This window comes from Stenotrophomonas sp. PS02301 (assembly GCF_029959485.1).
Taxonomy (GTDB): Bacteria; Pseudomonadota; Gammaproteobacteria; order Xanthomonadales; family Xanthomonadaceae; genus Stenotrophomonas; species Stenotrophomonas maltophilia_Z.
In genome coordinates this window covers 54,753-81,512 of record NZ_JASCOO010000011.1, presented here as the reverse complement: position 1 = coordinate 81,512, position 26,760 = coordinate 54,753, and the positions used below count along the sequence as shown (strand labels likewise).

General features: G+C 67.0%; 21 protein-coding genes and 1 riboswitch. Of the genes, 10 read left to right on the top strand and 11 right to left on the bottom strand.

Going from position 1 to position 26,760, the window contains the following annotated elements; genetic code table 11:
• Positions 1-46: 46 nt before the first annotated feature.
• A complete protein-coding gene (gene btuB / locus QMX81_RS05000) occupies positions 47-1,888 on the bottom strand; it encodes a TonB-dependent vitamin B12 receptor (RefSeq protein WP_282259244.1) in 1,842 nt (613 codons plus the stop codon).
• A 123-nt stretch (positions 1,889-2,011) separates the two neighbouring features.
• Positions 2,012-2,244: riboswitch (cobalamin riboswitch) on the bottom strand.
• Positions 2,245-2,396: 152 nt separating this feature from the next.
• On the opposite strand from btuB, the gene QMX81_RS04995 reads away from it, so the two are divergent.
• Positions 2,397-2,975, top strand: coding sequence for a histidine phosphatase family protein (locus QMX81_RS04995; RefSeq protein ID WP_282259242.1), 579 nt, complete (start codon positions 2,397-2,399; stop codon positions 2,973-2,975).
• Positions 2,976-3,012: 37 nt separating this feature from the next.
• Here the strand turns inward: QMX81_RS04995 and QMX81_RS04990 are convergent, their stop codons facing one another.
• Both QMX81_RS04990 and QMX81_RS04985 read right to left on the bottom strand, forming a co-directional pair.
• Positions 3,013-3,384, bottom strand: coding sequence for a TfoX/Sxy family protein (locus QMX81_RS04990; protein ID WP_282259239.1), 372 nt, complete (start codon positions 3,382-3,384; stop codon positions 3,013-3,015).
• Positions 3,381-3,863, bottom strand: coding sequence for a GAF domain-containing protein (locus QMX81_RS04985; RefSeq protein WP_121042484.1), 483 nt, complete (start codon positions 3,861-3,863; stop codon positions 3,381-3,383). Before QMX81_RS04985 ends, QMX81_RS04990 begins: the two co-directional genes overlap by 4 nt.
• A gap of 118 nt (positions 3,864-3,981) precedes the next feature.
• Here QMX81_RS04985 and bioD point away from each other — a divergent pair, with 118 nt between their 5' ends.
• A complete protein-coding gene (bioD, locus tag QMX81_RS04980; RefSeq protein ID WP_121042486.1) occupies positions 3,982-4,665 on the top strand; it encodes a dethiobiotin synthase in 684 nt (227 codons plus the stop codon).
• A gap of 3 nt (positions 4,666-4,668) precedes the next feature.
• Here bioD and QMX81_RS04975 read toward each other — a convergent pair whose 3' ends face one another.
• From QMX81_RS04975 to msrB, 4 genes are all read right to left on the bottom strand, one after another.
• Entirely contained in the window at positions 4,669-6,099 is a 1,431-nt protein-coding gene (locus QMX81_RS04975) for a PLP-dependent aminotransferase family protein (RefSeq protein ID WP_226956653.1), read from the bottom strand.
• A gap of 157 nt (positions 6,100-6,256) precedes the next feature.
• Positions 6,257-7,000, bottom strand: coding sequence for a peptide-methionine (S)-S-oxide reductase MsrA (gene msrA, locus QMX81_RS04970; RefSeq protein WP_121042490.1), 744 nt, complete (start codon positions 6,998-7,000; stop codon positions 6,257-6,259).
• Between the two features lie 11 nt (positions 7,001-7,011).
• Positions 7,012-8,769, bottom strand: a complete 1,758-nt coding sequence (locus QMX81_RS04965; RefSeq protein ID WP_282259229.1) for a cytochrome c biogenesis protein DipZ — start codon at positions 8,767-8,769, stop codon at positions 7,012-7,014.
• A 36-nt stretch (positions 8,770-8,805) separates the two neighbouring features.
• The gene (gene msrB / locus QMX81_RS04960; RefSeq protein WP_121042494.1) at positions 8,806-9,312 is read right to left on the bottom strand and encodes a peptide-methionine (R)-S-oxide reductase MsrB; all 507 of its coding nucleotides are present in this window, start codon (positions 9,310-9,312) and stop codon (positions 8,806-8,808) included.
• Between the two features lie 146 nt (positions 9,313-9,458).
• On the opposite strand from msrB, the gene QMX81_RS04955 reads away from it, so the two are divergent.
• Entirely contained in the window at positions 9,459-10,181 is a 723-nt protein-coding gene (locus QMX81_RS04955) for a response regulator transcription factor (protein ID WP_282259226.1), read from the top strand.
• Positions 10,178-11,644: a HAMP domain-containing sensor histidine kinase gene (locus QMX81_RS04950; RefSeq protein WP_282259224.1), complete on the top strand. Its 1,467-nt coding sequence runs from the start codon at positions 10,178-10,180 to the stop codon at positions 11,642-11,644. The genes QMX81_RS04955 and QMX81_RS04950 overlap by 4 nt, the downstream gene beginning before the upstream one ends.
• Before the next feature lie 17 nt (positions 11,645-11,661).
• Here the strand turns inward: QMX81_RS04950 and QMX81_RS04945 are convergent, their stop codons facing one another.
• Entirely contained in the window at positions 11,662-12,990 is a 1,329-nt protein-coding gene (locus tag QMX81_RS04945; RefSeq protein WP_193222810.1) for an ATP-binding protein, read from the bottom strand.
• Positions 12,991-12,994: 4 nt separating this feature from the next.
• Positions 12,995-13,684 (bottom strand): winged helix-turn-helix domain-containing protein, encoded by a 690-nt coding sequence (locus QMX81_RS04940; protein WP_121042503.1) that lies wholly within the window; start codon positions 13,682-13,684, stop codon positions 12,995-12,997.
• 334 nt (positions 13,685-14,018) lie between these two features.
• Between QMX81_RS04940 and QMX81_RS04935 the strand changes: the two genes are divergently transcribed.
• Both QMX81_RS04935 and QMX81_RS04930 read left to right on the top strand, forming a co-directional pair.
• The gene (locus tag QMX81_RS04935; RefSeq protein WP_282259219.1) at positions 14,019-14,630 is read left to right on the top strand and encodes a porin family protein; all 612 of its coding nucleotides are present in this window, start codon (positions 14,019-14,021) and stop codon (positions 14,628-14,630) included.
• Between the two features lie 97 nt (positions 14,631-14,727).
• Entirely contained in the window at positions 14,728-16,647 is a 1,920-nt protein-coding gene (locus tag QMX81_RS04930; RefSeq protein ID WP_282259217.1) for an asparagine synthase-related protein, read from the top strand.
• 95 nt (positions 16,648-16,742) lie between these two features.
• Here QMX81_RS04930 and QMX81_RS04925 read toward each other — a convergent pair whose 3' ends face one another.
• Both QMX81_RS04925 and queD read right to left on the bottom strand, forming a co-directional pair.
• Positions 16,743-17,108: a phasin family protein gene (locus tag QMX81_RS04925; protein WP_121042509.1), complete on the bottom strand. Its 366-nt coding sequence runs from the start codon at positions 17,106-17,108 to the stop codon at positions 16,743-16,745.
• 204 nt (positions 17,109-17,312) lie between these two features.
• The gene (gene queD, locus QMX81_RS04920; RefSeq protein ID WP_152153074.1) at positions 17,313-17,666 is read right to left on the bottom strand and encodes a 6-carboxytetrahydropterin synthase QueD; all 354 of its coding nucleotides are present in this window, start codon (positions 17,664-17,666) and stop codon (positions 17,313-17,315) included.
• Between the two features lie 188 nt (positions 17,667-17,854).
• On the opposite strand from queD, the gene QMX81_RS04915 reads away from it, so the two are divergent.
• From QMX81_RS04915 to QMX81_RS04900, 4 genes are all read left to right on the top strand, one after another.
• On the top strand, positions 17,855-20,500 hold the full coding sequence (locus QMX81_RS04915) for a TonB-dependent receptor (RefSeq protein WP_152153115.1): 2,646 nt from the start codon (positions 17,855-17,857) through the stop codon (positions 20,498-20,500).
• Positions 20,501-20,590: 90 nt separating this feature from the next.
• Positions 20,591-23,155, top strand: coding sequence for a M14 family zinc carboxypeptidase (locus QMX81_RS04910; protein WP_282259247.1), 2,565 nt, complete (start codon positions 20,591-20,593; stop codon positions 23,153-23,155).
• A 249-nt stretch (positions 23,156-23,404) separates the two neighbouring features.
• Positions 23,405-24,256 carry an EF-hand domain-containing protein gene (locus QMX81_RS04905; RefSeq protein WP_282259209.1) on the top strand — a complete coding sequence of 284 codons (852 nt, stop codon included), beginning with the start codon at positions 23,405-23,407 and terminating at the stop codon, positions 24,254-24,256.
• A 178-nt stretch (positions 24,257-24,434) separates the two neighbouring features.
• On the top strand, positions 24,435-26,741 hold the full coding sequence (locus QMX81_RS04900; protein WP_282259207.1) for a TonB-dependent hemoglobin/transferrin/lactoferrin family receptor: 2,307 nt from the start codon (positions 24,435-24,437) through the stop codon (positions 26,739-26,741).
• Positions 26,742-26,760: the final 19 nt, after the last annotated feature.

Here is a 26,760-nt window from a genome sequence, read left to right as displayed (position 1 = left end):
CCCCCCGGCGCGCCCCCCCCGGCGGCAGTGCCGCCGTCCAGATCCCTTATTTCGGCTGGTAACGCACGCTCAGGCGGTACTCGCGGCCGGGCTGGTTGTACCAGGCGACGGTTTCGTAGTCGCGGTCGAACACGTTGCTGACCCGGCCCAGTACGGACCAATCACGGGTCAGCGCGTATTCCAGGCGCAGATCCACGGTGCCGTAGCCGCCCAGGCGCACGGTGTTGGCCGCATTGTCGTACCGCTTGCCGGCGCCGTTGGCGGTGAGGCCGGCGCGGAAGTCACCGAAACGGCGATCGACGTCCAGACGCGCGGTGTTCTGTGCGCGGCGCGCCAGCCAGTTGTCGAACTGTGCGCTGCCGTCGGTGCGGTTGCGCGGGTCGGTGTGGCTGAGCTGTGCGTTGAGGTCGAACCCGGCGACGGTGATCGCACCGGTCAATTCGGCGCCGCGGATGCGGGCCTTTTCGACCTGCGACATCATGAACGTGGTGGCATCGTAGGTGATCAGGTCATCGATGCGCGTTTCGTACACATCCAGGCCCCAGCGCCAGCCATTACCCTGCTGGGCGATGCCGATGTTCGCGCTCTTGGATTTTTCCGGGTCCAGGGTCGGCACGCCGCTCCACGGGTCGTAAAGGTCGCTGAAGGTCGGGGCCTTGAACGCGGTGCCGTAGCTGGCGTTGAGGCGGAACCCGCTGCCCAGCTCCAGGCCCCAGCCGAGGCTGCCGGTGGTGTGGTTGCCGAACTGCTCGTTGTCGTCGTTGCGCACACTGGCCTGCAGGTGGTGCGCGCCGAAGCGGCCCTGGTACTGCACGAACACGCCGGTGTTGTCGCGGCTGTCGACCAGGTAGCCGGCGCTGCTGCCGTCCAGGTTGTCCTGGCTCCAGTCCACACCGGCGCTCAGCAGCTGGCCATCAGCGATGCCGATGTCGGCCTGCACCGAGGCACTGTCGCGGTGGGTCTGTGCATTGCCCAGCCAGGTATCACCGTTGAAGTTGTCCGATTCGTTATCGGCGCGGCCGACGTTGACCGTCAGGTTCAAGCGCTCGCTCGGTGTGTAGCGCAGCTTGCCGCCGAGTACCTGCTGCAGCGTTTCGGAGTAGTTGTAATAGCCGTCGTAATGGTTCTCGCCTTCGGCGCGCAGGGCGGTGCCTTCCACGCTCAACGTGTCCGTCAGGGCATAGCCGCCGCGCAGGCTCATGGACAGGTTGCGGTAGCCATCGCGGTCGGGCTCGTCGGCGCCGCAGCCGGCGAAGGGCGACACCGAGCCACGGCAGGCGTTGATGCCATCGGTGTGCTGGTAGGCGATGTCGGTGCCGAACCAGCCACGCTCACCGCTGCCGCCGAAGCCACCGCTGGCCTCGCGCAGGCCGTTGCTGCCACCGCCGAGCTGCAGGTGCGGCGCGAACTGGCCGGCGTTGCGGCGGGTGAAAATCTGGATCACGCCGCCGATCGCATCGGCGCCGTACAGGCTGGACTGCGGGCCACGCACGATTTCGATGCGCTCGATCTGTGCCAGCGGCAGATCCTGGATCATCGCCAGGCCGAGGTCGCCCGTGTTGATGCGCACGCCATCGACCAGCACCAGGGTGTGGGCCGAGTTGGTGCCACGCAGGAACAGCGAGCTCTGCTTGCCCAGGCCGCCGCTGTTGTTGAGGTTGATGCCGGCACGGCCGCGCAGCAGATCTTGCAGCGACGGCGCCTGGCTGCGCTCGATCTCGGCGCGGTCGATCACCTGCGCCGGTGAGATGCTGTCCTGCAGGGCGATCGGGGTGCGCGTGGCGGTGACCAGCACCTGGTCCAGCGCGGTGGCGTCGTCCTGTGCGGCGGCCAGCAGGGGCAGGGCCGAGAGCACGGCCAGGGAAAGAACGCGGGTTTGCAGCTTCATCGATGACTCCATGCACCGCGCACGCCCGCGCGGCAAGGGGTGGGGATGATCGCGCTGCAGGGAGGTTCGACGGTGGGCGGGCGCGCGCAGGCGCCAGCTTGCCGCCGCCATGCCCGCCGCATCGCAACCAGTCGTCTTCCAGGCCGGTCTCCGGGCTCGCGGGTCGATGGCGGTGCCATCGTGCCAGGCGCCTTCCCATGCCGGAGCACAGTGGCGTATTGCCTGGTGTTTCCACGCTTACCGTTGCGGGGGCAGCGCCGGAGTGGCGGCGTGGCACAGGGCCTGACGCGTCACCGGCTTCCCGTTTCAACCTGGCGGCATTGCAGCCCCAGGTCACCTGAAAGTGGGCGCAGTCTAAGGCATCCGCCGGGCCCATGGCGCGCACCGGTTAGAATGCGCCTCGCTTTTTCGATGTGATCTCCATGACCCCAACGTGGTTGCAGCACCCCGGCACCGACGCCCGTGACCCGCACCGGCCGGACGCAGCGGGCAGCAGACGGGGCGCGGCATGATCCTCGATCTGATCCGCCACGCCAGCACGGGCCGCGACGATCATCTTGATGGCCGCACCGATCCGCCGCTGCACGAGGGCGCGACCGACGCCCTGTGCGCGCGCTACGCCGGGCTGCGCTGGCAGCGGGTGCTGTCCTCGCCTCGGCAGCGAGCGCTGTTGACCGCCGAGGCATTGGCCTTGCCCCACGCGGTGGACGTGGAGGCCGATGAGGAATGGGAAGAACTGGATTTCGGCGACTGGGACGGGCTCGCGCTGGAGGCGCTGCCGATGGATGCGCTGTCAGCGTTCCATCTGGACCCGCACGCCAACCCGCCGCCGCATGGCGAAAGCTGGGGCCACTTCGAGCGCCGCATCGCGCGGGGACTGCACCGGCTGCTGGATGAGCCCGAGCCGGTCCCGACCCTGATCGTCAGCCATGGCGGACCGCTGCGGATGGTGCTGTCGCAGGTATGCGGCCTGCCGATGGCGATGTGCTGGGCGCTGCGCATCGATCACGGCACGCGGCTGCGCCTGCGCGTGGAGCGCGAGGACGACCGGCTGTGGGGCGAACTGCTGGAGCTGCAGCAGGTATGAGGCGCGCGGCTACCGACGGTGTGTCGGTAGCCGTGGATCAGCGGTTGTCATCGACCATCTCGAACGGCGGCGCTTCGTCGCCGTCATCGTCGCGATGCTCCACGGTGCGGTCGTAGACCGGGCCGGAGGCGGGCGGCGCCTTCTTCAGCGGCTGGTCGGCGATGATCGCTTCGTACTCGGCCACCAGCACGGTGCGGCGCGCCTCCGGCAGTTCCTGCCAGTGGCAGTCCTGCAGCGCACCTTCCAGCGAGTAGAGCAGGTTCAAGCTGGGCTTGAAGCCGGCGCGGCGCACTTTGACGAAGGCACCGACCGCGCCGACCGCCACCAGATCTTCCGGCGTACGCAGACCGACCTGGCGCAGCCATGCTGCGCTCTTCGGGCCGATGTTGCGCAGCTTGACGCCACTCATCCCAAAGCCTCGACGAACACCGCGGCGATGGCTTCCAGCCCGGCCTGGTCCTCGGCATCGAAGCGCGCCAGCGAGGGGCTGTCCAGATCGAACACGCCGACCAGCTCGCCGTGGTGGACCAACGGCACCACCAGTTCCGAGCGCGAGGCCGAGTCGCAGGCGATGTGGCCCGGGAACGCATCGACGTCTTCGATACGCTGGGTCACCCGCTGCGAAGCCGCGGCGCCACACACGCCCTTGTCGAGTGGAATGCGCACGCAGGCGGGCAGACCCTGGAACGGGCCGACGACCAGCTCCTTGCCATCGAAGAAATAGAAGCCGACCCAGTTCAGGTGCGGCAGGGCGTGGTAGACCAGCGCCGACAGGTTGGCCGCATTGGCGATGCGGTCGCGCTCGCCGTGCACCAGGGCGCGGGCCTGGGCCAGCAGCTGGCCGTACTGTTCCGGCTTGCTGCCGGTGAGCGTGGAGGTATCGAACATGGCCGCAGTCTACCAAGCGCAGCGGTTGGGTGCCCCGGGGCCGGCCGAACGCAGCGGACCGCACCGCAGCGCTGCCGGGACGGCGGATAATGGCGCGTTTCCGCCCCCGGTCGTCCCCATGCCCCTGCCTGCGCCGCGCCCTGCCGCCCTGTTCGTCACCGGTACCGACACCGGCATCGGCAAGACCTTCAGCAGCTGTGTGCTGCTGCATGCCCTGCGCCGCCACGGCGGCACCGCGGTGGGCATGAAGCCGGTCGCCAGTGGCTGCGAGCGCACGCCCGAGGGCCTGCGCAACGAGGACGCCACGGCCCTGCTGGCCGCCAGCATGCCGATGCCCGCATATGACGACCTCAACCCGTTCGCGCTCGAGCAGCCGCTGGCCCCGGAGATCGCCGCGGCGGAGGCTGGCGTGCAACTGTCGCTGGCGCCGATCGAGGCCGCCTTCGCGCGCCTGCGCGCCAGCGCGGACACGGTGGTGGTCGAGGGCGTCGGCGGCTGGCTGGCGCCGCTGTCGGCCAGGCTGGACCAGAGTGATCTGGTGCACGCGCTGGCGCTGCCCGTGGTGATGGTGGTCGGGCTGCGGCTGGGCTGCCTCAACCATGCGCGGCTGACTGCCGAGGCGATCGCGGCCCGTGGCGCGCGCTGCATCGGCTGGATTGCCAACGACGTGGACCCGAGCATGGCACGCCGCGACGAGAACGTCGCACTGCTCACCGCGCGGCTGCCGATGCCATGTTGGGGGCGCCTGCCGTATGCGCCGGGCGTGGACCCGGCCCGCCTGGCGGACCGGCTGGTGTTCTGAGTGTCAGGTGCCTGCGCGCGTCTGCAGGGCGGTCGCCAACCGGCCGACCGTGGCGATCGCGCCGAGGAAACGCGCGTCGAGTTCCTGGCAGCATGACAGGCGCAGGCAATGCCGGTAGCGGGCACCGCGCGAGTAGACCTGGCCGGGCATGAACACCACGCCCTCGGCCAAGGCCTGCTCGAACAGCTCCCCGGCATCGATCGCGGCAGGCAGCTCCACCCACAGCAGGAACCCGCCGGTAGGCTGGGTGGCCGACGTGCCGGGCGGGAAGTGCTGCGCGATCAGGCCACGCACGTGGCTGACCTGGTCGCTGTAGAGCCGACGCAAGCCCCGCAGATGATGCTCATAGTTGCCGGCCTCCAGGAACGCGGCAACCGCGTCGCCGAGCAGGCGTGATTCTGCGCCGGAAGAATGGAACTTCAGCAGCTGGATATCGGCGGCGAAGCGGCCACCGTCGAGCCAGCCGATGCGGTAGTCCGGTGCCAGCGTCTTGGAGAAGCCGCTGCAGACCATGATCCAGCCATCGCGGTCAAAGCTCTTGGCCAACGGCTCCAGCGGTTCCTTGAACTGCAGTTCGGCGTAGACCGCGTCTTCGATCAACGGCACCTGGTAATGGTTCACCAGCGCGGCAAGGCGCTGCTTGTTCGGCACGGGCATGCTGCCGCCGAGCGGATTGTGCACGGTCGGCATGGCCATGATCGCGGCGATGCCGCCGGCGGCGAGCAGCGCTTCCAGTGCATCCAGATCGAGTCCGTCGCGCGGATGGGTGGGCAGCTCGATCGCGCGCAGGCCCAGGCTGCGCAGCAGCGGGTAGATGTTGAAGTAGGAGGGCGCTTCGATCGCCACCGCATCGCCGGGTTGGGTCACCACGCGCAGCGCAAGCTGCAGGGCTTCCATCGCGCCATGCGTGAGCACCAGCCGGTCCGTGGTGGTGTGCAGCCCCAGCCGTGGCCCACGCTGCACGATCTGCGTCAGCAGCCGTGCCGCACCGTTGGGACGTGCGTAGGTCTCCACCGTGGTGGCGGCCCGGCGCAGTACCTGCGCGGTGGTGCGTGCCAGCTGGGCACCGGGATAGAAACGCTTGCCGCGCGGGCCGGCGAACGCCAGATCGACGATGTCCGGTTGCTGCTGTGCGGCCAGTACGCGGGCCATCATCGCCTGCTGCGAGGGTGCGGTCGGTGGTGAGGGCGCCTGCCGCAGCGACTGGGTCGGTTCGGGCAGGCGCGGGCTCACCACGAAGCCCGCCTTGGGCCGCGGCAGCACCAGCCCGGCATCTTCCAGCTGCCGATACGCGGCGATCACCGTGTTGAGGCTGAGGCTGCGCTGTGTCGCCAGGCCGCGCAGCGACGGCAGCCGGGTGCCGACCGGCAAGCGACCACTGCGGATCGCATCGGCCATTTCATCGGCCAGGGACTGGTAGAGGTTGGTCGCCATCGGCATCTGCATCCACGGGTATCTGTAACCGTGCGGATGCCAGCCATCTGCATCTGTATCCGCCTCGGGACGCAGCCTACCATGGGGCTCGATGACTTCCCTCGCGCACGGCAGAGCGATGTGTGCCGTGCGTCTTTTCTTCTGGTTCCCCGCGTGATCAGCGCGCCGAAATGGTGGTGCTCACCAGGCGCGGCTGCTCGCGGTACAGCGCCGGGTACTGCTGCTTCAGCGCGGCCACCTTGGGCAGGTCGTTGATCCGGATGTACAGCGATTCCGGATGCAGCGTGAGGTAGTTCTGGTGATACCCCTCGGCGGCGAAGAACGGCTTGCCGCCATCGACCTGGGTCACCACCGGCGCGGCGTAGGTCCTGGCCTGCTGCAACTGGGCGATATAGGCGCGGGTGGCATCGCGCTGCGCCGCGTCGTCGGCATAGACCGCCGAGCGGTACTGCGTGCCTCGGTCCGGGCCCTGCCGGTTGAGCTGGGTCGGATCATGCGCCACCGAGAAGAACACCTGCATCAGTTGGCCATAGCTGACCTGGGCCGGATCGTAGGTGACCTGCACCGCTTCTGCATGGCCGGTACCGCCGCCGCCGACGCGCGGGTAGGTGGCATTCGCCGCACTGCCGCCGATGTAGCCGGAGAGCGCGTTGTCCACGCCCTTGATGTGCTGGAACACGCCCTGCACACCCCAGAAGCAGCCACCGGCGAATACCACCTGTGCACGCTTCACACCGGGTTGGCGCAGGTCGGCCTTGCCTGCAGGTGGCGGCATCGCCGCGGCTGTGATGGCTGCGGCGGCGTGTGCCGGTCGATCCAGACCCAGCACCACGCTGGCGGTGAGTGCCGCGATAGCGACAGCGATGCCGCCTGCAACGAGTTTGTCGACTGCGATCTTCATGCGATGGCTCCTCACCCAAACGTAAAGGCGTAGGCGTGCACGCCCGGATCGAGGAACTCGATCTCGAAGGTGCGCTCCTGCACGGCGCCGGACTGGCGGATCAGCTGATACAGACGGTTGTCATCCACGCGGCCGTCGCCGTCGGCGGAGATGTCTCCACCGGCCGCAGCGCCGGGCGCCTGCCCGTCGATGCGCACGCGGAACCGGACCGGCTTGCCGTCCTCGCCCGGCGCCAGCACCAGGTGCAGGTCGCGCGCATGGAAGCGGAAGGCGATGCGGCCGCCGCGTGTCTCCAGCCGGGCGTCTTCGTTGCCCACGGTCCAGCGCCCGGCCAAGGCCCACTGGTTGTGCTGAAGGGTGGCAGGCACGGTGTAGTCGGCAGGCTTATCCTGGTGCAGGCCACCGGGCGAGGCGAAGTTCTCGGCACGCGCATGGCCGAGGTAGGTCTCCGGTGATTTGAGGTTGCTCATGTCGGCCTGGCGCGCCACGCCGTCCAGCGTCATCGCGACCGGTGCATCGTCACCGGGCAGGATGTTGCCGGCCTCGCGCAGCAGCTGGCGGATGATCTGCTCGGACTGCGCGTAGTTGCCCTCGCCGAAGTGATGCGCGCGGATCCGGCCCTGCGCATCGATGAAGTAATGCGCCGGCCAGTACTTGTTGTTGAAGCCGCGCCAGATGGCGAAGTCGTTGTCGATCGCGACCGGGTAGGTGACCTTCAGGTCCTCCACCGCCCGCTGCACGTTGGGGAGATTGCGCTCGAAGGCGAACTCCGGCGCATGCACGCCGATCACCACCAGACCGTGATCGCGATAGCGCTCGGCCCACTCACGCACGTAGGGCATCGCGCGCAGGCAGTTGATGCAGGAGTAGGTCCAGAAGTCGACCAGCACCACCTTGCCGCGCAACGCCTGCGCGTCCAGCGGCGGGCTGTTGAGCCAGCCGGTCGCACCGGCCAGCGAGGGCAGGGTGCCTTCCACCGGCAGCGGCTGCCCAGGGGCACCGGCGGTGCTCATCATCGCCGCACCGGCCGCGGGCTGCTGCGCCGGAAGTACATCGAGCAGGCCCTGCTCCAGCTTGGCGGTGCTGACCGTGGAGAGCCGGGTCAGCACGCCGGTATCCCACCCCATCGCGATGGCGACCACCGCCAGCAACGCGGCGATGCCGAGCCCGCGGCGCACCCACTCCCCCACGCCGAGGCGGCGCTTGAGCGCGGCGAACACGCGCCCGCCGATCCAGATCGCCAGGGCCAGCGAGGTGGCCGCGCCCAGTGCGTAGGCCAGCAGCAGCCCGCTGGTGCCGACGCTGGCGCCCTGCAGCGCCGCGCCGGTGAGGATCAGGCCGAGGATCGGCCCCGCACACGGCGCCCACAGCAGGCCGGTGGCGATGCCGATCAGCAGCGAGGTGCCCACGCCCCCCCGCCCCGCGTCACTGGCCGCATCGGCCGAGGCGCTGAGCCGTGCGCCCAGCCGCTGGAACGGCGACAGCAGGCGGTCGGCCAGCGCCGGCCACAGCAGCGCCAGCGCGAACACTGCCATCACCACCAGCGCGATCCAGCGCCCGATCTGGTTGGCCTGCGCCACCCATTGGCTGCTCACCGCCGCCAGGCTGGCGACCACGGCGAACATCAACGCCATGCCGATCAGCAGCGGCAGGCCACTGCGCAGGAACGGGCGGTCCGAGCGGGCGAACACGAACGGCAGCACCGGCAGGATGCAGGGGCTGAGGATGGTGAGCACGCCACCGAGGTAGGCCAGCACGAGCAGAAGCATGGAGAGGTCCTTCTATGACGCAGGGGAGTGCGGCGCTCAGGCCGCGACGAAATTCATGGCCACGCCGTTCATGCAGTAGCGCAGGCCGGTGGGCCGCGGGCCGTCATCGAACACGTGGCCGAGATGACCACCGCAGCGCCGGCAGTGCGCCTCGACGCGGACCATGCCCAAGGTGGTGTCGCGGTCTTCGCCGACGGCATCGTGCAGCGGCGCCCAGAAGCTTGGCCAACCGGTGCCGCTGTCGAACTTGGTGGAGGAGGAGAACAACGGCAGCGCGCAGCCGGCACAGCTGAAGGTGCCACGCCGATGCTCTTTGTTGAGGGGGCTGCTGAACGGCCGCTCGGTACTCTGCCGCCGCAGCACGCTGTACTGGGCGGGCGTGAGCTGCTCGCGCCACTGCGCATCGCTGCGCATCACCTCGAACTGGCGTGCGGGTGCGGCGGGCGCCGCCGGGGCAGGGTTGCTGCAGGCGGTCAGGCCAAACAGACCGGCGGCGGCCGTCATGCCACCCATTCCAAGCACTTTGCGACGTGTGAAGCGCATGACCGATCTCCGGGCACGGGGACGATGCGGCCATGCTGCGCCCGGCCCGGTCAACGAATCCTCACGCAGGGTTAAATTTTCCGTGACACATTCAGGTCGCGATCCGTCGACAATGCCGCCATGCCCTCCTGCCGCCCCCTGAGCCGATGAGCAGTGCCAAGCGTGTCCTGATCGTCGAAGACGATGTCCACATCGCCAACCTGCTGCGCATGCACCTGCGCGATGAAGGCTATGAGGTCACCCATGCCGCCACCGGCGATGAGGGCCTGGCCCTGCTGGAGGCGCAGCCGTGGAGCGCGCTGGTGCTGGACCTGATGCTGCCCGGCGTGGACGGCCTGGAGATCTGCAAGCGTGCCCGGGCGATGACGCGCTACACCCCGATCATCATCACCAGTGCGCGCGCCAGTGAAGTGCACCGCATTCTCGGCCTGGAGCTGGGTGCGGACGATTATCTGGCCAAGCCCTTCTCGATGCTGGAACTGGTGGCACGCGTGAAGGCGCTGCTGCGCCGTGTCGAGGCGATGGCGCAGAACGCACGCATCGACGCCGGCGAGATCGAGGTGGCCGGGCTGCGCATCGACCCGGTCGCACGCACGGCACTGGTCGACGGCCGGCCCCTGGAACTGACCCCGCGCGAGTTCGACCTGCTGTACTTCTTCGCCCGTCATCCGGACCAGGTCTATTCGCGGATGGACCTGCTCAACCAGGTCTGGGGCTATCAACACGACGGCTACGAGCACACCGTCAACACCCACATCAACCGGCTGCGCAACAAGATCGAGCGCGATGCGGCCAACCCGCAGCGTATCCAGACGGTGTGGGGGCGCGGCTACAAACTGGTCGATGGCCACGAGGGGGCAGACACATGATCCGCCTCACCTTGTCCCAGCGCCTGTCCGCGGTGTTCTTCGCGCTGTTGCTGCTGTGCTGTGGCGCACTGGTCTGGATCCAGATGCGCAGCACCACTGTGCATGAGCAGGAAACCGTGCAGCGCCTCTCACGCGGGCTGGCCGAGCACATCGCGCGCAGCGGCGAGTTGATGGATGGTCGCGGCATGCGCAATGGTGAAGTGCGCGCTTTGTTCGGCAAGCTGATGGCGGTCAACCCGAGCGTGGAGGTGTATCTGCTCGATGACCAGGGCCGCATCCTTGGCCATGACGCGCCGGACGGTCACCTCAAGCGCAGCCGTGTCGATCTGGCGCCTGTGCAGGCGCTGCTGCGCGACGAGCCGTTGCCGATCCTCGGCGATGACCCACGCAGCGCGACCGGCCGCAAGGTGTTCAACGCGGCGCCGCTGTGGGTGCAGGGGCATCAGGCGGGCTACATCTACGTGGTGCTGGTCGGTGAACAGCGCGAGGCGCTCGCCGCCAATATCGCGGCCAACAGTACGCTGCGCACCACGTTGTGGTCGCTGGCGATCGTGGCCGTGGTGGGGCTGCTGGCTGGCCTGGTCGCGTTCCGCTGGGTGACCCGCCCGTTGCGCCAGCTGACCCGGCGCATCCAGTCCTTCGATGTGGATAGCGCTACCCCGGACGCCGCGCCGCCACCGGCACCGGTGCGTCCCGGCGAACGTGACGAACTGGCCATCCTGCAGCACAGCTTCGGGCATATGGCCCAGCGCTTGGGCGAGCAGTGGCAACAGCTGCGCCAGCAGGATCTGCAGCGGCGCGAACTGGTCGCCAACATCTCGCACGATCTGCGCACGCCGTTGTCGTCGCTGCACGGGTATCTGGAAACCCTGGCGCTCAAGGACGCCACGCTCAGCGCCGAGGAGCGCCAGCGCTATCTCTCCATCGCCTTGTCGCAGAGCCACAAGGTCGGCCGGCTGGCCCAGGCGCTGTTCGAGCTGGCCCGCCTTGAACACGGCGGCGTGGTGCTGGACCGCCAGACCTTCTCGCTGCCCGATCTCGTGCAGGATGTGTTCCAGAAGTTCGAGCTGGCGGCGCAGTCGCGTCGGCAGACGTTGAGCGCCGATATTCCGTCGGGCGTGCCGCCGGTGATCGCGGATCTGGCGTTGATCGAGCGGGTGCTGACCAACCTGCTCGACAACGCGATCCGCCACACGCCCGAGGGCGGCCGTATCGCCGTGACCCTGCGCGCGGTCAGTGGCGAGGTGCAGATCAGCATCGCCGACAGTGGTCCGGGCATCGCCCCGGAGCGGCGCGACACATTGTTCACCGCCATGCCGGCGCTGGGCAGCCAGCGGCCGGACAGCGGCGGGCTGGGCCTACTGATCGTGCATCGCATCCTGCAACTGCATGGGCGCGATATCCGCCTGCTGGAGAGTCGCGAGGGGGCGCTGTTCGTGTTCTCGTTGCCGGCCGCGCGCTGAGCGCCCGCGGGAGCGCGTCAGGCATCTGGCAGCAACAGCCGGAACCTTGCACCGCCGAGAACCGAGTCGCAGACGTCCGCGCGGCCACCGTGTTTGATGGCGATGATATGGACCAGGGCCAGCCCCAGTCCGAAGCCATCGGGGTGCCGCTGCAGCTGCACGTACGGCTGGAAAATGCGTTCGCGGTCTGCCGGGGCGACGCCAGGTCCGTCATCGTCCACGGCGATGACCACCCATTGCTCGACCGTGGATGCGCTTACCACCACCTCGCTGGCCGCATGGCGGCACGCGTTGCCGATCAGGTTGCCCAGTGCCAGCAGCAGCGCATCGCGGTTGGCGACGAGGGTGCGTTGATGCGAGGGCAGGAAGCGCAGGCGCCGCACCCTGCCGCCGGGCGGAAGACGCTGGTCGAGCGCGTCGAACACCTCGGCAACCTCCAATCGTTGGGTGCTGATCCGCAGGCTGCGCCCGAACTGCGCATAGGTCACGCCAGCCGAGGCAAGTTGCTCCAACCGGGTGACATCGGCTTTCAGACCTTCGAGCAGCTCAGTGCCTTCCGGGTCCTCGTCACCTACCTGCATCATGGCCAGTGCGAAACGCATCCGCGCCAGCGGGGTGCGGGTTTCGTGCGCAACCGCCTGGGACAGGATCCGCTGCCCTTCCATGACGTCCTGCAGTTGGGTGGCCATCCTGGACAATGCTTCGCGCAGGGGTCGCACCAGGTGCGTGCCGACCGCCGGTGCACCGACGGCGAGGTCGCCCTGCTGTATCGCCAGCGCCATGTGGCCCAGCGCATAGACATCACGCCAGAGCCGATACACCAGAAAATAGAGCGGCAGTGCGATGGCGATGACGAAAATGCCGACCATTACCAGCGTGTCCACGCTCGGGCTGTCGTACCAGGCGACATCGGCCTTGTCGGGTTTGGAGAAATCGCCCAGCACCAGCACCTCGCTGGAGCCAGGCAGCCGCTGATAGCTGAAATGGGCATCGTCGGTCACCACGAGTCCCCCCTGTTCGAGATGTTGCAGCGATTGGGGATAGAGCGTGTGCGGTGCCTCGGCCATTGGTATCACCCGCACTGGGTAGGCGAACTGCGTCTGCAGCAGCCGGGTCAGTTGCGGCCATTGCGCCTGCGGGGTATCGGCATAGCGAGCCTGCAGGAGATGATGGATGCCTTGCAGCTGTGTGCGGATCTGCTGGTCTTCGCCCTGCTCGGTGAGCGCGGCCCATAGGTACAGTCCGGAGCCGATAAGAATGAGGTAGGCCAGTACGAAGCCCAGGCAATAGCGCAGGAAGAGGCGGAAATGCCCGGCGTGGTGAATGGCCGTACCAGAGGACGCCATCGGGTCAGTCCCACCCGGCCCGGTTGAACAGATAGCCCTTGCTGCGGATCGTTTTGATGCGATCCGGCACCTCGCCAAGGTCGCCGAGCTTGCGGCGCAGCCGTGAGATGCGGGCATCGATCGAGCGATCCAGTCCGTCAAATCCGATGCCGCGCAGGTCGCGCAACAGATCGTCCCGGCTGAGTATCGTTCCGGCGCTCTCGGCCAGGCACAGCAGGAGATCGAATTCGGCCGTCGTCAATTCGATGCGTTTGGACTGCAGGGTCACCTCGCGGATATCGCGCTCGATGCGCAGTTGCCCGAAGCACAGTGTCGGGCGGGTCTGTCGTTGGCCGCTGTCGCGACGCAGATGCGCACGGATACGTGCCAGCAGCACGCGCGGCTCGATCGGCTTGCCGATGTAATCGTCGGCACCCAGCTCAAGCCCCAGGACCTGATCGATATCATCGGTACGGGCGCTCAGCATGCATATCACGCCGGGATAGCGGGGACGCAGCGCTGCGCACACCGCAAAGCCATCGATGCCCGGCAGGGTCACGTCGAGCAGCACCACGGCCGGATCCAGCGCAGGAATCCGCTCCACGGCACGCTCGCCAGTGAGTTCATGCAGTACGTCATAGCCGTGTCTGGCCAGATAGCCGCTCACCAGCCTGCCCAGACGCTCGTCATCCTCCACCAGTACGATATCGACCATCGCTGCATCGCCTGCCTGACCTGACGCGATCGTAAAGCAGTACGGCAAGGCATCGCCCGTCACACGCAATGCGGTGGGCCGTTCGTGAGCCGTGGTGCCGCCACGCTGAAACAAAGGACGTCAATTGGTGCAGACAACGACTGCCCGTGGCGTATACAGCAGCTTCAGTGGTGCGGCGATGGATCCGGGACGGACACTGCTGCAGTGTCGCATTCTGCACGTTGTCACGCGCGGTTACACACAGTCGACAACGGTTTCGACAGGCACACGCGCACGCCACTGACATGTGGCCGGCAGGGACCCACGCTGTGTACTCCCAACCACGGAGTCACCCATGTACATCAAGCGTTCCCTCATTGCCCTGTCGCTCGCCCTGGTCGCCACCACCGCCCACGCTTCTTCCCCTGATCGCGAAGGTGCCTATGTTTACGGTGGTCTCGGCAAGACGCACGTCAAGTCGAAGACCCCTGCAGCAGACGTGATTCCCGGTGAAAAGCGCAAGCAGAGCGATTCGGGGACCAGCTACGCCAGCGGCGCCGGATATCGCTTCGGGCCATTCCTGGCCGCAGAAGCTTCGTTCGAGAACACACTCAAGAACAGCCGCAGCAAGGACGTGTCGCGACTGACGAACCGCTCGCTCAATGTCGGCGGGCTTGCATTGCTGCCGATTGGCGACCGTGTCGAAGTGTTCGGCAAGGCAGCGGTCGGCAGTCGCCAGCAGAGCTTGGCCCCGCCCAAGAACGCGGTGGGGGATACCAAGCGAATCCGCCAGAGCAAGTTCGGCGTCACGCCCAGCGTCGGTGCCAACGTGTACCTGACCGAGGCACTTGCCGTGCGCGCGGAGTACAGCATTCCACAGTCGGTCAACAAGAAGGTGACGCAGGCCTCGGGGGACGAAAAAATGCGCCTGAACACCTGGAACGTGGGTATGTCCTACCGCTTCTGATTCGAGCGACCGCCGCCGATCCGTGCGGATCGGTGGCGGCTTCCCAAAGTGAGCGGGTGCAGTGCCGCGCGCTCACATCCCGGTAGGAGAAAGACCCATGAGTGGTATCTGTGGCGCGGTCCTGCGTCCTGGACGGTGCGCAGCGGAACTGTCGCAGCACGTGCAAGCCATGAGTGTGACACCACGCCATCGTGACAGCGTGCCACCTGCGCCCTGGTGTGAAGAGGATGACGGCGTGGCACTGGCCCAGTTGCACGCCGGCCCGGCGCGGCATGGCTCGCCCCGCAGGTCCCGGTGCGGGCGCTACGTGCTGTGCATGGATGGCAGGTTGAACGTGCGCACCGCCCTTGAGCGCGAGTACGCCACGAGCGTCCATCCAGGTGCGGATGATGCGACCCTGCTGTTGCTGTCCATCGCGGCGCGCGGGGTGCAGCGTACGCTGCACGATTGCGATGGCACGCTTGCGCTGGCGGTATGGGACTGCCAGGACAAGGTGCTCTGGCTGGCCCGCGACCGGGTGGGGGCCCGTCCGCTCTATTACGGGTGGTGCCATGGCGACGTGTTGTTCGGCTCCAGTGTTACATCGCTGCACGGCTATCCCGGCTTTCAGGCGCCCATCAGCCGCGATGCACTCACCCTGTTGCTTCGCTATGGCTACATCCCCGCCCCGCACAGCATTCAACAGGGCATTTTCAAGGTTTCAGCGGGCTGCGTGGTCCGTCTCAACCTGGCCGCGCGCGAAGCCGGCGCAACTGCGCATGTCGATCACGCAGGAGGTCGCCGCTACTGGGATGCCCGAGAGGACATGTGCGCCGCGATCGACGAGCGGGCCTACTCAACACTGAGTTTCGACGATGCGACGGGAAAACTGGAGCTGCTCCTGCACCAGGCTGTCTCGCGATGCAGGCCTCACGGCGCTCCGGCGGCCGCATTTCTTTCCGGCGGGACCGATTCATCGCTGGTGACCGCCGTGCTGCAGTCCCAATCCACGCTGCCGGTGGAAACCTTCACGGTCGGCTTCGATGATCCGCGTCATGACGAATCGGACTGGGCGGATCAAGTTGCTGGACGCCTGAGGACGCGGCATACCCGGCACATCCTGCGTTGGAACGAGGCTGCGGCGCTGGTGGCGTCCCTGCCGGACGTCTGGTGTGAGCCCTTTGCCGATGCCTCCCAGATGCCGACGCTGCTCGCGTGCGCGCTGGTCGCCAAAGACCACAGCAGCGTGTTCACCGGCGATGGGGGCGATGAACTCTTCCATGGCCATGGGGCCTATCAGCGGGCCCTGCGTAATGCGGCCTGGACGGCGCGCATGCCTGCGCCCTTGCGGCGGATGCTGCAGCAATGGCCGCAGCGTGACGGCGAGCGTGCCCGGCTGGGTGGATGGCCCGCGCTGCGCTCGGAGCTGCAGGCAGACAGTCTGGAAGCACATTACCTGCTGCGCGTATCGCGTTGGCGCGATCCCTCCCGCGCCGTGCTGCATGCAAGTGAACCTCTTACGCTCTTTACCGACTGCCAGCGCTGGCTCCCTGCGGGCGATCCGGCCGACCGCGTCCAGTACCTGGATTTCATGATGGATCTCGGCAACGGGATCATGACCAAGATCGATCGTGCCGGTGCCGCGCATGGGCTGGACACGCGCTCTCCACTACTCGATGCCGCCGTCGCACGCTTTGCCTGGTCGCTCCCCAGCCCGCTCAAATACGCCGGTGGCGAGCACAAGCGCATCCTCAAGCGGCTGTTGTGCCGGCATCTGCCGGAGCACCTGGTCCACCGTCCGAAAATGGGCTTCGGTCCCCCCGTGGCGGCCTGGCTGGCCGGCCCACTGCTTCCGTGGGCCGACGCGCTGCTCGACGAGGAACGCCTGCGCCGGGAGGGGTACTTCGATGCGGCCGTGGTCGGGCGTATCTGGGCCGAATTCCGTGAGGGGCGGCGCAAGTGGCACACCCACCTGTGGCCGATCCTGATGTTCCAGGCGTGGCTGGAGCGCCATCGGCGCGCCATCGCCGAGGCCTGATCGCCGGCCAAAAAAAAGACCCGACAGAGGGAGGGTTCTGTCGGGTCTGGGATTGCGTGGGGGGAGGGACCCACGCAAATTCGATGTTGTCCGGCTCAGCCGCGGGTCTTGCCTGCGCTGGGCGTGGCGGCCGCGAACGGCTGCCGGGCGAGTTCGCCGAAGGCTTCGGAGGCCTTCAGCCCCAGGCCGGCCACTTCCTGGCTGGCGCTGGTCCAACGGGCGAGGTTGTCACGTGCCAGTTGCGCGCCTTTGGGCAGCAGCGACTGCAGCGTGCCAGCATCCTGTGACTGCACCATTTCACCGAAGAACCCGCTGGTGGCGGTGATGTTCTTTTCCAGCGTCTTCAACTGCACCCCGAACATGCTCTCGGCATTCTCCAGTGCGAGCCGGTTGGCACGCGTGGCCGTGGCGGCCAACTGGCGGGTGTAGTCGCTGAAGGAATCGGTGAACGCGGACGCCATGGTCAGGACGGCTCGAGAACGTTGATGCAATGCAGCATACGCCGAAAATATTGCATTGCAACATTCCGTTGACCGTTGTCGTGCGGATTCAGTCGAATGTTTTACATATCAATGGGTTGCGCAGTGTTTCGGGCGGTAGCTTATGGCCCGGAGCCGGCCAGGGGCCGGCACTACCGCGCCGTATGATGCCCGCGTGCCATCGGATCAGCCGCGGTAGCGGCAGCCGGAGGTGCAGGTCTCGTGCACGGTGACTTCGCTCAGCTCGGGCAGGGCCGGCTTGAGTTCGTCCCAGATCCACATCGCCAGGCGCTCGCTGGTCGGGTTTTCCAGGCCGGGGATGTCGTTGAGGTAGTGGTGGTCCAGACGGTCGTAGATCGGCTGGAAGGCAGCTTTGACGTCGCCGAAGTCCATGATCCAGCCGGTCTGCTCGCCGGGCTCGCCTTCCACTTTGAGTTCCACCCGGAAGGAGTGGCCGTGCAGGCGCGCGCACTTATGGCCCACCGGGACGTTGGGGAGGTGGTGAGCGGCCTCGAGGGTAAAGACTTTGAAGATTTCCATGGCCGCATTGTAGCGGTGGGCTGGGGCTCCAGCAGGGGTCGGGCGTTAATTGTTGCTAACGAAAACATTTCCATCCGGATGAAGAGATGTTAGTTTCTCTTATATCCGTATGAAGAGATGTTATTGGCCGTGGTTCAGCCAGGCATGGACTACTGCGGAACTTGTCGTCCACCACCCCACTGAAGTTCATGCCCAAGCACACTCTTCTTGTAGCGGCGTTGTCCGTCGCTCTGGCAACGCCTTTGACCGCGTTCGCCGACGCCGCCCCCGATGCCGCCGCCGCCGGCGACAGCAAGACCCTCGCCGCCGTGCGGGTCACCGGGTCCAACATCAAGCGCACGGATACCGAGTCGGCCAACCCGGTGCAGGTGATCGAGCGCCAGCAGCTGGAGGAGACCGGCAAGGCCACCGTCGCCGACCTGCTGCGCTCGATCTCGGCCAACACCGGCAACGCCGCCAACGAAACCACCAACAACGGGTGGGCCTCCGGTTCGGCCGGCATCGGCCTGCGCGGCCTGTCGCAGAAGAACACGCTGGTGCTGCTCAATGGCCGCCGCCTGGCCAACTACGGGTTCCCGGCCGGCGGCCTGTCGGACACCTTCGTCAACCTCAACGCGCTGCCGCTGGTTGCCGTGGAGCGCATCGAAGTGCTCAAGGACGGCGCCTCGGCCGTGTACGGTTCGGATGCCGTGGCCGGCGTGGTCAACATCATCACCCGGCAGAATTTCGAAGGTGCCGAACTCGGTGGCAGCCTGGGCACCGCCGATCAGGGCGGGCTGGACGAGCAGAACCTGAAGTTCATCGGCGGCATCGGTGATCTGGACACGGACGGCTACAACATCCTGGTCAGCCTGGAAGGCTACAACCGCGAGCGCCTGGACCAGGACCAGCGCGACCTGACCAAGTCCGGCATCTACACCGACAAGCCCGGCGGCCGCTGGAACGGCTGGTCGGCCAAGGGCGCACGCTATCTGGTCAATGGCACGTCGGTACCGATGCTCGATGCCAGCGGCAACTGCCCGGACGGCACCACCCTGGTCGCCAGCGCACCGATCGACGGCCTGGCCGGCAACACCTGCGGCTTCAACCAGGCGCCTTACACCACGCTGATCCCCTCGACCAAGCGCTACCAGGCCTACGTCAACGGCACCTTCCGGGTGAACGACAACGTCGAAGCGTTCGGCGAAGTGCTCTACAGCGACATCAAGGGCGTCTCCTGGTTCGGCAGCAGCCCGTTCTTCACCCTGGAAAGCGGCCGCTTCGCGCTCAACGCCGATACCGGGCTGGCCGAGCCGGTGTCGTCCAACCTGCCCGCCAGCAGCCCGTACAACCCGTATGGCCGCGCGGTGCCGATCGAGTACACCTTCTTCAACCTCGGCGCGACCATCAAGACCAACCGCTCGCAGGCCTACCGCGGCCTGGTCGGGCTGCGCGGCAGCCTGCAGAACTGGGATTGGGAAGTGGGTGCGTTCGGCGCCCGCAGCAGTGAGCGCGAGACCGTCTCCGGCGGCTTCGCCAACCGCTATGCGCTGGCCGATGCGCTCGCCACCGGCAGCTACAACCTGCTCAATCCGTCGGCAACCTCGCAGGACGTGCTCAACGCGATCAACATCAGCACGCTGCGCCCGGCCGAGTCGGTGCTGCAGGGCGTGGATGCCAAGATCTCCGGTGCGATCGGCCATACCTGGGCCGGCGAGATCGGGTTCGCCGCCGGTGCCGAATGGCGCCGCGAGAAGCTCGATTCCAACAACCCCTGGCAGATCGACGCGGGCCTGCAGATCCGCCCGGCGATCGCCGAGGTGCACGGTGAGCGCAAGGTCACCGCGGCCTATGCCGAAGTGAACGTGCCGCTGGCAGACCGCCTCGAACTGCAGGCCGCGGCGCGTGCCGATCACTACAGCGATTTCGGCGATGCGTTCTCGCCCAAGCTGAGCCTGCGCTGGCAGCCGTGGGACATCCTGCTGGTGCGTGCCGCCGCCTCCAAGGGCTTCCGCGCGCCGTCACTGTCGGAGAACTCCAACAGCACCAGCATCGCCTACGGCAGCGTGATCGATCCGCGCGACCCGGACGTACCGGGCTCGCGGCAGAACCCGACCTTCTTCACCGTCGGCAACAACGATCTCAAGCCCGAGCGCACCAAGAGCTTCAATGCCGGCATCGTGCTCTCGCCGTGGTCCAACACCAGCCTGAGCGTGGATTACTACCGCATCGAGCTGGAAAACCTGGTGGGCACCAACAACACCCAGACGCTGGTCACCGACAACGTGCCGGGTGCGGTCAGCCGCGATGAGCGCGGCAAGCTGCTGGCGGTGTTCAACCGCTACCAGAACCTCAGCGAGCTGAAGACCTCCGGCTTTGATGTCGAACTGCGCCAGCGCTTCCCGACCACGCAGGCCGGCGACTTCGGCCTGAGCACCGCCTTCACCCACGTGCGCGACTACAGCCGCCCCACCGTGGTCGGTGGTCCGCTGGTGGATTACGCCGGCAGCAACCTCGGTGCCACCCTGCCCAAAAACAAGGCCACCACCACCTTCGACTGGAGCTATGGCGACTTCCGCACCGCGCTGACCTGGTACTACACCAGCGGGTACGACCAGAAGGCCAGCGCCGCGGCCACGGCCGTGCAGGATCGGGTGGATGCGTACAACCAGTTCGATCTGTACCTGGGCTACACCGGTATCGACAAGCTGACCGTGTACGCGAAGATCCAGAACCTGGCCGATGAGGAACCGCCGTACGACGCCTCGTTCCCGGGCATCCGCGCGCCGTACGACTTCAGTCAGTACGACCTGCGTGGTCGCTACTTCACGGTCGGCTTCGACTACCGCTTCTGACCTCATCCACTGCACCGGAGCGTGCGTAGCCACAGGGCCGGAAGGAACCGGCCCGTCTTTCGGGGAATCGCTGTGTCTTTGCAACGTCGTCTGTTCTCTCCCATCGCCTGGGTGGCGCTGGTGCTGTCTGTGTTCGCTGCGCCTGTCTCCGCGCAGAGCGCGTACTTCTTTCCGGGCAGTGGTGATTTTGATCCCGCCGTGCCCACGCCCCAGCAGTTCCTCGGCTATGAGATCGGCAGCCGCTATACGCGGCACGACCAGCTGGTGGCCTACTTCAACGAACTGGCCAAACACTCGGACAAGATCAAGGTCGAAGAAATCGGCCGCAGCTACGAGGGCCGCCCGCTGCTGATTGCCACGGTGACCTCGGCGCAGAATCTCCAGAACCTGGACGCGCTGCGCCGCCAGCACGTCACCCTGGCCGATCCGGCGCAGCCGCTCTCGGCCGCCGGCAGCAGCCCGGTGGTGGTGTGGCTGGGGTACAGCGTGCACGGCAATGAAACCTCCAGCGGTGAAGCGGCGATGCTCACCGCCTACTACCTGGTCGCCAGCCGCAGCGCGGAGACCGCGCAGTGGCTGCAGCAGGCGGTGGTGCTGTTCGATCCGGCGCAGAACCCGGATGGGCGCGACCGCGCGGCGAGCTGGCACAACGCCTATGCATCCTCGCCTGCCTCGGCCGATCCGGCCGACAAGGAACATGTCGAACCGTTCCCGCAGGGCCGCACCAATCACTACTTCACCGATCTCAACCGCGACTGGCTGGCGCTGACCCAGCAGGACACGCGGCCGAAGATCGCCTATTTCCACCAGTGGTACCCCAACGTCCAGATCGATTTCCACGAGATGGGCAAGGACAGCACCTACTACTTCGAGCCGTCGCCGGCGAGCATGCACAGCCCGCTGATTCCGGCGGCATCGTATGACTTCAACAAGACCCTGGCCAAATACCACGCCCAGTCGCTGGATGCACTGGGCTCGCTGTATTACACCGGGGAGAACTTCGACAACTTCTCGCCGGTGTACGGCTCGACCTACCCGGACTTCCACGGTGCGGTCGGCGTGACCGTGGAGCAGGCCAGTTCCCGCGGCCGCGTGCAGGAATCGGTCAATGGTCTGCTGACCTTCGGCTTCACCATCCGCAATCAGGTCGCCACCGGACTGGGCACGGTGCGTGGCGCAGTGACCGAGCGCGACGGGCTGCTGAAGCTGCAGAAGGAGTTCTTCCAGTCCGCACTGAAGCAGGCCAACCAGCAGCCGGTGAAATCCTTCGTGTTTGGTGATGCCGCCGACCCGGGCTTGACCCAGCGGCTGCTGGATCTGCTGCTGCAGCACCAGATCACGGTGCAGGCGCTGACCGCCCCGGTCAGCGTGGACGGGCTGCGCTTCGAGCCGGGCAGCGCGTACGTCATCCAGGCCGCGCAGCCGCAGTTCCGCCTCGTGCATTCGATCTTCGCCGACACCCCACCGATCAAGGGCGATGTGTTCTACGGCAGCACCTCCTACGCGATCGCGCCGGCCTACGGCATCGCCTTTGCCGCGAGCCGCAGCCGGATTGCCGGTGGCGAGCGCGTGGCCAGCGTGCCGGCCGCCAACGGTGGCGTGGTCGGCGGTCAAGCGGGCTACGCCTACGTGTTCGATTGGCGCGATTACAACGCCAGCCGCGCGCTGTATGCGCTCCAGGCCAAGGGTGTATTGACCCGAGCGGCTTTCCAGCCGTTCACCGCAGCCACCGCCCAGGGCGAGCAGTCATTCGGCTATGGCAGCGTGGTGGTGCCGGTCGCCGGACAGCCGCTGGCCGGTGCCGAGCTGCTTGCCGCGGTCGATGCGGTGGCACGCAGCAGTGGCGTGCACATCCAGGCGCTGTCCAGCGGGCAGAGCCGTGGTGGCATCGACTTGGGCAGTGACAGCGTCAAGGCGCTGCGCAAACCGGCGGTGGCGCTGGTGATGGGCGAGGGCGTCAGTGCCACCGAGATCGGCTCGGCGTGGTTCCTGCTTGATCAGCACGTGCAGTTGCCGGCCAGCAAGATCGACCCGGCGCAACTGGGCAAGATCACGCTGGACCGCTACACCACGATTGTCCTGGCCGGCGGTACCTATGCCGGCGTGGACGCCACCGCCGTGGCGGCGCTCAAGCGCTGGATCAACGCCGGTGGCTCGCTGATCACCTACGGCACGGCCGCGCGCTGGGCGATCGAGCAGAAGCTCAGCGACGAAGTGCTGGGGCCGGAGGAGAAGGAACCGGAAGCCGCCCGACGTGCGTTCGGCGATCAGCGCGACATCGCGGCGATCGAACGGGTGAGCGGCAACATCCTCAGCGCGGACGTGGACAACACGCATCCGCTGGGCTTCGGCGTACCGCGTCGGCAGCTGGCGGTGAACAAGGAAAACGGCCTGAGCTTCCAGCCCAGCCGCAACCCCTTCTCCACCGTGGTGCGCATCGACGAGGCGCCCAAGGTCAACGGTTACCTCTCCGAGCGCAACCGCAGCCGCGTCGCCGGTGCCGCGTGGCTGGTGGTGTCGCCGCAGGGGCAGGGCAATGTGGTGCTGTTCGCCGATGATCCGGCGCACCGCAAGTACTGGCACGGCACCGAGCGCCTGCTGTTGAACGCGATCTTCTTCGGCAACCAGCTCAACCCGACCAAGCCGCGCGGCTGACACCCCGGGTACCGGTAGTGCCGGCCGCCGGCCGGCTCCGGACCGTTCCCACCGCGCCGCGCCGCTCCGCCACACTCACCTGATGGCGGGGCTTCCAACCCCAAACAACAGCCGACCAACGTCGGCTGTTTCCGTTTGTCAGACACCCATCACACCCCATGTGAAATTTCCGTATTGCGAATCATTCGCAATACGCATAGGATGGCGCCCGCCGGCTCGACCCGCAGCCGTCCCTCCAGGGGAACCACCATGAAGATCGTTCCGCTCACCGCTGCCCTGATGGCACTGGTGTTGGCCCCGGCCGTCCTCGCGCAGCCGGCCAGCAAGACCGCCACCGCCTCGCCGACCGCCACCGCTTTCCTCACGCAGTTCGCCACCGATGGGACCGACAGCGTCAGCTGGGCCCAGTTCGAGGCCTTCCGTAAACAGCGTTATGCCGAGACCGACCGCAACCACGACGGCCATGTCGACGAACAGGAATACGTCGACGAGTACCTGCAGCGCTTCGACGTGCGTCTGGCCGACGCACGCGCCGGCCATCTGCGCCAGACCGACACCCGCTTCAAGGCGTTGGACCGCGACAAGAACGGCGCGGTCAGCCGAGCCGAGTACGATGCCGCCGGCGAACGTACCTGGGCCGGCTACGAGACGTCGCAGAACGCCACGCAGGAGACCGCCGCGGCGTCTTCGCGCGATCCGCTGAAGATGCCGACCTCGCATACCGCCAACGGCATGCTGGAACTCTACGACCGCAACAAGGATGGCGCGGTGGATCGCGAGGAGTTCGACGCGGTGCGTGCAGCGAGCTTCGCCGCCACCGACACCGACGGCAACGGCACGCTGTCGCTGGCTGAGTACACCGCCGAATTCGAAGGCCGCCTGGACCAGCAGCGCCAGCGCGTGCGCGCCGATGCCGAGCGCCAGGCACGCGTGCGCTTCGCCTCGCTGGACAAGGACGCCGATGGCCGCATGACGTTCGCTGAGTACCAGCTCTCGGGCAAGCGCATGTTTGATCGTGCCGACAGCAACGGCGATGGCGTCGTCGACGCACGCGATCCCGAGCCGGTTGCCGGCGCACACTCGGCCAACGGCAACCGCTAGCGGCCCGGACGTGCCGTGAACGTCCCACGTATCAGCCAACGATGATTCCGGCGCGCGATTCCCCGCGCGTCCTTGCGCCTCCCAGCCCCGCTCGGTCCACCGATCGCCGCAGCCAGGAACGGCCCGCCGCCAACCGCGGCGCTCACGCCATTCCCTACCTCTCCTGCGGAGCCTGATCATGACGTCGTCCCTCACCCTGCTGGCCATGGCGGTTGCCGCCAGCCTGTCCGTTACCGTGCACGCTGAAACCTTCAACGATGCCAGCACGCTGGATACCGTGCGTGTGCAGGCCGAGCGCGCCAGGAAAACGCGCTCGGCCAACCAGAACGTCACCGTGCTGACCGCGGCCGATCTCGACAACGAGATGGCCAACACGATGGAAGAGGCGATCCGCTACATCCCCGGTGTCAGCATCGTGGACATGGGCCGCTTCGGCGATAACGGCTTCAACATCCGTGGCCTGGAAAGCGACCGCGTGGCGATCACCGTCGATGGCCTGAGCCTGGGTGAATCGGTGGAAACCGCGCGCTCCTACGAGTTCTTCCGCGGTGGCCGCGGCGACGTGGATATCGATACGCTCAAGAGCCTGGCGGTGATCAAGGGTGCCGATTCGATCAGCGCCGGCAGCGGCGCACTGGGGGGCGCGGTGGTGTTCACCACCAAGGACCCGGCTGACTATCTCAAGGCGAGCGGCAACGATACCCACCTCGGGTTCAAGGCGGGGTACTCCGGTGCCAACGACGAAACCATGGGCACGCTGACCTTCGCCAACCGCACCGGCATCGTCGAATCGATGCTGGTCTACACCCGTCGCGAAGGCCATGAATCCGAGTCGTGGTACGACACCACGAACGATCGCATCGGGGTCGGCCGCCGCACGCCGGACCCGGTCGACAGCACGCGCGACACCCTGCTCGGCAAGCTCGACCTGCAGCTCGACGACGCCAACACGCTGGGCTTCCTCTACGAGCGTGGCCGCGCCACCAACGACGTGGACAACCTGTCGCGCGTCTATGCACCGGGTTACCTGTCGCGCAAAGGCCATGACACCAACGATCGCGACCGCTACGGCGTGAACTACCAGTGGCGGGCCGACAACGCGCTGTTCGATACCCTGGATGCGCAGGTGGACCGCCAGGTGACCGACAGCCGTGGCATCACCACCATCGTGGCCGGCAGCGGCTGCCCGGGCGGCGCCACGCCGTGCCTGCGCAGCGAGAACCGCTCGACCAAGCAGACCCTGGATCGTGCCGCGGCCGATTTCAGCAAGGTGTTCGCCACCGCCGGCGCGCGCCATGACGTCGTCTACGGCCTGGCCTGGCAGCAGCGCGACATCGACTTCACCGCGATTGATACGCGCTGGAATGCGGCGGGCGCCGTGGCCTCGGTCGAGATCGATCCGCGCCAGGTCCCCAAGACCGATGTGACCGCCTGGAACCTGTACCTGCGCGACAGCGTGCAGCTGCTGGACGAACGGCTCACCCTCAGTGCCGGCGCACGCTATGACCGCTACGACTATTCGCCGCAGGTGGACGCCACCTTCGTGGATCGCACCGGCACCGTGCGCGATGTGAGCTTCGCCGCGCCGAGCTGGCAGGCCGGCGTCGAGTATCGCTTCCTGCCCGACCACGTGCTGTGGGCGCAGGTGGGTCGCGGCTTCCGTGCGCCGACCGTGGCGGACATGTATTCGCCGACCAGCGCCACCCAGGTGATCAATGCGCAGAATGGCCAACCGCTGCTGCTCAACGACACCGTGTCCAATCCGGACCTGGACGCAGAGAAGAGCCTGAATCTCGAGTTCGGCTACCGCTGGAGCACGGATCGGGCGCAGCTGGGCCTGTCGCTGTTCCGCGACCGCTACGAGAACTTCATCGAGTACACCAACCTGGCGCAGTCGGTGCCGGGTGGCTTCCGCACGACGGCGACCGGTCCGGTGCTGTACTCGCGCAACTACACGATGCCGACCAACGCGGGCGAAGTGACGGTCAAGGGGGTGGAACTGGAAGGACGCTGGCAGATCAGCGATGCCTGGTCCTCGCGCCTGGCCGCCTCGTACAGCGAAGGCGAGAAGCGCAACGGCGATCCGCTGGAGAGCATCGTGCCGGCCAGTGCCGTGCTGGGCGTGCGCTATGCACCGTCGCCGGTGTGGAACCTCACCGCCAGCGTGACCCGTGCCGTGGCCAAGAAGGCCAAGGATGCCTACACCACCGATGCCACCACCGGCAGGGTCACCACCCCAGCCTTCGTCGACAAGGCCGACGGCTACACCGTGCTGGATCTGTACGGCACCTGGAACGTCACCCCACAGTGGAAGCTCAGTGCCGGCCTCTACAACCTGACCAACGAGGAATACTACCTATGGCAGCGCGTACGCAACATCAACAAGGGCACCAACACGCTGTACGGCTACGTCAACGATGAAGGCATCGGCCGCTACAGCGAGCCGGGCCGCAATGCACGCATCACGGTGGCCTACAGCTTCTGAGGCAGAGACACAAAAAAAG